General features: G+C 30.7%; 2 protein-coding genes. One reads left to right on the top strand and one right to left on the bottom strand.

Annotated elements, in window-relative coordinates; genetic code table 11:
• On the top strand, window positions 1-1,326 hold a 1,326-nt coding region (locus tag Aba26S_RS20820; RefSeq protein WP_031946097.1), incomplete at its 5' end, for an SAVED domain-containing protein.
• Window positions 1,327-1,472: 146 nt separating this feature from the next.
• On the opposite strand, the gene Aba26S_RS20825 is transcribed toward Aba26S_RS20820, so the two are convergent.
• Window positions 1,473-1,799 carry a hypothetical protein gene (locus Aba26S_RS20825; RefSeq protein ID WP_005028412.1) on the bottom strand — a complete coding sequence of 109 codons (327 nt, stop codon included), beginning with the start codon at window positions 1,797-1,799 and terminating at the stop codon, window positions 1,473-1,475.
• Between the last annotated feature and the right edge of the window lie 91 nt (window positions 1,800-1,890).

The following is a 1,890-nucleotide window of genomic DNA, read 5'->3' on the forward strand; positions in this document are numbered from 1 at the left end:
CTACATGATTTTGAAAAGTTAAAAGAAACATGGAATTTAACCTCCTCTCAAGAGAGCGAAGTTAAAGATGTAGATTTTGTTCCTAGAAAGATTCCTAAACAAAAACCAAACCCTGTAAACCAATTAGAATATTTCATAAAAAGAATTTTTGATTTTGAGCATCTTACAGGTAGGGGTAACGATTTATCTGAAAAAGATAAAAACCAGATTTATCTCTCAAGTCATGGCCGATGTATGTTTAAAGGATGTGGTGCAAAATTAAACATAGATGAAATAACTGGATTTGAAGGTACATATGGCGTTTTAGCTCATAATGTTGCAGCATCAGAAAATTCTACTCGCGGTATCCCCTTCTTCTCATATCAACTATCAGATGATCCAACGAATATTTTATTATTATGTGAAAAACATCATAGGTTAATTGATAAAGTTGCTGGCGCAGAATATACAGCTTCAAGACTCTCGCAAATGAGAAGTAATTTCACAGCACAATGCGAAGATTTATTAGATTCTTTAAGCTTTACTCCTATGCCAGTGTATTTATTTTTCTGGCCCGTGAATCGCAATATTCCTCAGTCTCCTTCACGACGTGATATTGCAAGCTGCCTTCTCCCATTAAAATCTATTTTGCATAAAGATAAGACACTAATTCATGAACCATTACCAGCTCATTTAAGAGCTTCAGCTGATGAGTTCTATAAAAAGTATTTTTTAGAAGAATTTGAAGTTCAAACAGAACAATTACTTAGGGAAACTAAATTTGATGATAAGAGAGTAGCTATTTTTGGCTTCGGCCCTATGCCATGCCTAATAGCATTAGGAAGTAAATTAGGAAATAAAGGGAAATTTATACCTATGCTTATGTATAGGGATGGAAGTTGTTGGATGTGGCCTGATCTTATATGTACAACCAAAGCGTATGAAATTAATAATTTCAGTGAAATAGAAGATTGTACTGAAATTACTATTAGATTGAATCTCACTGCTGATCCAGAAACCTCTAAAAATAAGGCTGTTGAATTAGGACATCCGGTAATTAATATTACTGCTAAACCAGAATATATGGGGAATGGAGCAATAAGAAATCCTGAACGAGGACTAAGTTTCATGCAAGATATTCATGCGTTATTTCATAGTCTAACAGATAAAGGAATTACCAAAATTCATGTCTTACCATGTGCATCCAATGCTGCTTGTATATGGTTTGGACAAGCATTTGATCTGCATCATCCTGAAATGGTTATTTATGATTACTTAAATAATTCAATGGTTCCAAGACTTCAAATTCGAAATAATGGAAGCAAGAATGAAATCGCTGTAATTTAAACAGTATATTTGATAGTACTTTCATACCATTAGATTTAAATATGACATTAGTAAATGGAGTTTAGCTCTAATGGGGCTTTGTTGCATAAATATCTAAGACTATGATTTTGTTTAATTTATTTTTGGATTAAAATTTAAACAAATCCTTAAAAATCAGTATCTTGAAGAATGTTTATACAACAAAGCCGTTTTAAACTAAAAAATGTTTGTAATACTATTTTATTTAAATCACTCTGCGATCTAGGTATTAAATTTAAGACTTTCCATGGTTTTAAATAATCTTGCAGATTTTTTTGTGGTTCGAGAATATTTAAATCTTTATTAATATCAAAATTTGAGGGAATTCCATTTGTATTTTTTGCTAATAATTCCTTAACTAAATTTGTTGGAATAGCTCCATTTAAATGAACGTGTAAATCACCCTTAGGAAGATTCACTATCATATCTTCATTAATTTTTTGTAGTGCAGACATAAGTGTAGAAATTAATATAGCTGATTGAATTTTATCATAAAATCTATTTCCAAGTTATTTATTTTTAAATTTTTCTATTTCAATTCTGAAT

This window comes from Acinetobacter sp. NBRC 110496, assembly GCF_000876115.1.
Taxonomy (GTDB): Bacteria; Pseudomonadota; Gammaproteobacteria; order Pseudomonadales; family Moraxellaceae; genus Acinetobacter.